The sequence below is a fragment of the Lentiprolixibacter sp. genome (genome assembly GCF_982873095.1).
This window is the reverse complement of sequence record NZ_CEYNTP010000234.1, coordinates 1-4,323: the sequence shown is the minus strand read 5'-3', so window position 1 is coordinate 4,323 and position 4,323 is coordinate 1. Positions and strand designations below refer to the sequence as shown.

The following is a 4,323-nucleotide window of genomic DNA, read 5'->3' as shown; positions in this document are numbered from 1 at the left end:
GATTCCCCTGACGAAAGGGGGATAGACACTGCCTTGTTTTACGACCCGGCTTGTTTTGAGCCTTTGCGTTCAGAAGCCATCCCCTTGCTGGTGTACAACGAAGAGGGGGTGCGTGATTTTACCCGTGACATCCTCTACGTGGAGGGGAAATTAAATGGGGAACAGCTACACGTTTTTGTCAATCACTGGCCCTCCCGCCGCAGAGGCGAGGAAGTGACGGAGCAACGCAGGCTAATCGCATCGGAGACCCTTTCTCATTTCATGCTGGAGATTGCAGAAAGCCATCCTAACTCTAATTTTATTGTCATGGGGGATTTTAATGACGGCCCCAAAGCCAAAAGTCTACAGCACCTTAAAAACAGCCTGGACCTTTATAATCCGATGGAGAAACTGGCCTCCCCGGAACGGGGAAGTGCCAACTATAGGAGGAGTTGGTCTTTGTTTGACCAGATCCTGATTTCCCCAAGCTTTTTCAACTATGAAAAAGGGAGCCACAGCTTTGCCCACGCCAATATTTTTGATGCCCATTTCCTTAAGGAATGGAAAGGGCGCTATCGCGGCAACCCCTTCCGCACCTATGTAGGGAAAAAATACATCGGTGGGTATAGCGATCATTTCCCTGTTTATATACAGCTCAAGTTCAATACCTAAGTGTGCCACATTTTCCAATATCTAATTTTAATATTTAAGTAGAGGGCTTAATACGTTTTTGGCTGAATGCAGCTTTAGCTCCTCGTGAAGCCCTGTGGCTGCAATAGGGTATAAATCTTGTTTGGTTTCATAACAAGGGATGTATCATAAATAATTAGACATCTTCTCCTTTATTTACAAAATCGTATATTATTGTTTTGGCATGTAATTTGAAGTTGAGAAGAAAACAGAACGAATTATGAAACGAAAAAAATTAATCCTAATCGCCCTAAGCTTAGTATTCTCATTAGGTATGACTGTTGAGGCGCAAGAAAACAGGGCGGAGACCAACGGGGAACAACTCGCTAAAGAGTTAGAAATTCAACGTGAAGCACGCATCAAAGAACAAAAGCGTTTGCTGGAAGAATTGAGAAGAAATGATGAACGTATGCGTGAAGCTGCCAAACGTCGCGCAGAGTACAATCGTGAGTTGAACAAGAAAGAACAGGAGTTGAGACGTGAGGCTATGTTAAAAGATTTTGAGCTGGAACGTGAAGCCATTCAAAAGGAGAATGAGCGCATTCGTGAAGAGATGAAAAGACATGATGAGGCCCTTCGGGAGCAGATGAAGCGTGAGGACGAATACTATCGTGAACTCGCCAAAAAGGAAGATGAATACAGACGCCAGCTCATGTTAAAGGAAATGGAGTTGGAGCGCGAATTCATGCTGAAAGAGCGTGAACGCATGCGGGAGGAAATGCAGAGACAGGATGAATTCTACCGTGAGCGGTTCAAGGAAGAGGATGAGTACCGGAGAGAATTTGCTAAAGAAGAAGCAGAGGCCAGACGTGAGGCAATGGAAGAGGAAAGGGAATTCTACCGGGAGAGAGGCAGAGAAGAAGCTGAGGCAAGGCGTGAGATAATGAAAGAGGAAAATGAACGCATCAGGGAAGAACATGAACGCCGGAATGAAGAAATGAAAGAGGCCCGGAAAAGAGAAAGGGAAAACAGGAAAGAAGTAAAAAAGAAGAAGGAAAAGAAAAAGAACAAAAGAGACAATTAGTTATGTTTTCAGTTCTTGAGCATTAAAGACCTGGTTTTTTCTAAACCGGGTCTTTTCTATTAAATGCGGCATTGCCAGAAGTTAGTTTTTAAGCGATTCAAAACTTCAGCCGCAATAAACATTACGAGTGTTGGTAACAGTCTTTTATTCTTTTTTCTCAGATATCCTGTTTAGAATCGGCGTTGCGATGGTTCCCAAAACAACAAGAATGGAGAATACTCCTAATAGTCTGAAATAGAATTCAGAGTCTTCGAATTTTGTTATGGTCGACTTTATTAGCATTAGTGCCACTATGGTTCCGAAAATAATGGTAGCAAATAGTGAATACTTAATTTTTTTTGATTTTGGTCTGATTTGAAGCAAAAGTGAAATATGAGCCATAGATATGGACAGGATAATGAAAATTAGTACTGTCTGCCACATGTCATCAGGGTCAATAATATCCCAGATTGCGATAATAGTAGTCAGGAATGCAAAAACAGAAATAAGCATTCCAATTACAGAGAATGACTTAAACTTGGCGCGATTGTGAATTGTAGAACAGCTCAGTCCTGTAAGACTATAGCCACCTATTGCCAGGGTTGTGAAGAGTAATTTTATTTCAGTTTCACCAAAGTCTCCAACGAGAAAAATAACTATTCCTATTACTGCACTAATAACTAGTGCAACAATTAATGTCCGTAGAAAATACTTCTTGTAGTTAAAGTCGCCCATACGCCCTTTTTAAATTACCGCTATAAAGCTATTGTCGTTGAAGTAAGTGCCCAATGATTTATGTCATTCAATGACTATTCACTCCCAATTTAAACTGGCACCTAATTGTAAAATCTTCCAACCGTACTGTTCAAGGGTAACATCGTTGCAAAATAGTACCAGCCCCAAATCTTTATCAGGGTAAATCTGCATGATGGTAAAGAAACCAGGACCTCCTCCTGTATGTTCGAGCTTATATCCGTCGTTTTCTTTGAATATGTGCCAGCCAATTCCCCGCCTGAAGAAAAACAAACCTTCATCATTAGCTTCGGCTACATGGCTGCTATTGGTCATTAATTCTATGGAGTTTTCAGAAAGGATACGCTGGCCATTGAGTGCCCCATTATTCAAATAAGCTCTGACCAGGCGTGCAGCATCTGTTACAGATCCTATTAAAGCTGATGGAGGCTCCTGATCAGTGTAAACACGTTCCATCCATATACTACCATTAGCGCTTTCGCGTATATACGAGCCCATCATTATATGAAGCAGTGGCGACATGAAACTTATGGAGGGATGAGACCCGGCAGCTTCAACTGCTCCCATTTCAGGGGTGTATTCAAAATCTGTTTGGGTCATCTCAAGCGGTTCAAGTATGTTTTGTCTGATGTAGCCCCTGTAGTCTTGCGCACTTACTTTCTCAATAATTGCACCGAGAAGCATATAACCAATATTTGTATAGGCGGTATCTTCACCGGGTTCAAAGATTAATGTGGAATAATCAGGAAAAACCTCGGCTGTGAATGCCGTCTGATCCAAGGCGGGTTCCCCATCGTGATGTATCCATTTGGCTAACTTCATACCGCCTGCATCCGGTATGCCCGAGCTGTGATTCAGCAGATGCCGTATTGTTATGGTAGTCCTTTTATCTGATGGATATTCTACTTCGAAGAAGGGAAGATACCTGGAAACGGCATCATCCAAATTGAGTTTGCCTTGTTCCTGAAGCTGAAGAATGGCTATTGCAGTAGGTATTTTAGTAATGGACCACCAATGGTATACAGTCTCTGGCGTGGCCTTTATTTTACGTGGACCATCTGCCCAGCCAAAACCTTTACTGAATACAATGCTGTCGTTCTTTACGATTATCATTGAAAGTCCCTGGGGAGAACCAGAATCTACCAGAGTTTCGAGATAAGCTTCAAGTTCAGGAACATTTGGAACGGTTTCTGGTGGCTGGGGGATTTTAGGACGGGCAATATATGTGACCAAAACGACGAATAAAATAACAACCGCGATTACAATATTTCGTCGTTTTGTTTTTCTTCGAGTTTTGGGGTCTTTTTTTTTTTTCATTTCAATTGGACAAGGTTCCATTTCATTTTATTGATGCAGTAGTCTTTGCTGATGCCTTAGGCTCCTTGAGTTGTTTTGTGGAAGGTTTAAGTCCAAATACAAATCGTGTAATGTTATTGGTTCTAATTAGCTGGTATAGAAGGATGGATGCAGGAATGGCTGTTAGAGCAATAAATCCGAATTTGACAAACAAATTCAGGTCAATGGATATAATGTAATACCCAAATACAATGATTAGTGTTTGATGCAGAATGTAAACAGGTAAAATGCTAATGTTGGCAGGTACGAGTAGTCTGTGTTTGAAGTCCAACTTAGTCGCAAACAACCCAAGGAAAAACAGTGTCCAGCTTAAGGCAATAAATATGGCAACTATAGAAATCAGAAGGTGAAGTAAGTCAAACTCAGGCGCCGTATACGCCTGTACCATCTGATCACTTGTGGAACCTAAATACATAAAAGTTAATGAACTTAAAACACCTACTATCAGCAATAGGTACCTTCTGGACTTGATCATGCCAATGAAATCTCTATCAGCCATAAAAATAAAGCCATAGACAAAAGGCCAGAGGTATATAAAAAAG

General features: G+C 41.5%; 5 protein-coding genes. 2 read left to right on the top strand and 3 right to left on the bottom strand.

Features of this window, described 5'->3' with window-relative positions; genetic code table 11:
• The coding region (locus AC4E7D_RS12200; RefSeq protein ID WP_490174068.1) for an endonuclease/exonuclease/phosphatase family protein at window positions 1-651 on the top strand (651 nt) is incomplete at its 5' end.
• Window positions 652-889: 238 nt separating this feature from the next.
• A complete protein-coding gene (locus AC4E7D_RS12195; RefSeq protein ID WP_490174067.1) occupies window positions 890-1,693 on the top strand; it encodes a hypothetical protein in 804 nt (267 codons plus the stop codon).
• Between the two features lie 144 nt (window positions 1,694-1,837).
• On the opposite strand, the gene AC4E7D_RS12190 is transcribed toward AC4E7D_RS12195, so the two are convergent.
• The 3 genes from AC4E7D_RS12190 to AC4E7D_RS12180 all read right to left on the bottom strand — a co-directional run.
• Complete coding sequence (locus AC4E7D_RS12190) at window positions 1,838-2,407, bottom strand: hypothetical protein (protein WP_490174066.1); 570 nt, start codon at window positions 2,405-2,407, stop codon at window positions 1,838-1,840.
• Window positions 2,408-2,485: 78 nt separating this feature from the next.
• Window positions 2,486-3,742 (bottom strand): serine hydrolase domain-containing protein, encoded by a 1,257-nt coding sequence (locus tag AC4E7D_RS12185; protein WP_490174065.1) that lies wholly within the window; start codon window positions 3,740-3,742, stop codon window positions 2,486-2,488.
• A gap of 22 nt (window positions 3,743-3,764) precedes the next feature.
• On the bottom strand, window positions 3,765-4,323 hold a 559-nt coding region (locus AC4E7D_RS12180), incomplete at its 5' end, for a hypothetical protein (RefSeq protein ID WP_490174064.1).